Source organism: Chryseobacterium sp. SIMBA_028 (assembly GCF_046535285.1).
GTDB lineage: Bacteria > Bacteroidota > Bacteroidia > Flavobacteriales > Weeksellaceae > Chryseobacterium.
The window spans coordinates 1-264 of record NZ_JAWRWZ010000398.1 but is presented as its reverse complement, the minus strand read 5'-3'; the positions used below and the strand labels follow the sequence as shown (position 1 = coordinate 264).

At 55.7% G+C, this 264-nt stretch carries 1 protein-coding gene; it reads right to left on the bottom strand.

Annotation, left to right across the window (positions count from 1 at the left end; genetic code table 11):
* Window positions 1–264 (bottom strand): redoxin domain-containing protein (locus SCA31_RS23890; RefSeq protein WP_410699485.1); only part of this gene is annotated, 264 nt, incomplete at both ends.

The window sequence follows — 264 nt, the reverse complement described above, 5'->3', positions numbered from 1 at the left end:
ATGAACGTTCCGCGCAATGCCATCCCACTGGCGGCATCAAACACGCCGTACCGCTGCGCCACTGCCCCGTGGGGCCAAAAATCGGCCAGAAGGTCAAAGCCGTAATTTTCCTGCTCCGCGTAGGCCCTGAGCGTAAATTTGCTGTCCACGGAAACGGCAAGCACGGTTGCGTTGGCGTCCTCAAAATCAGCAAGGTTGTCCCGAAGCTCACACAGCTCCCCGGTACAAATACCTGAGAAAGCAAAGGGATAGAAAACAATCACC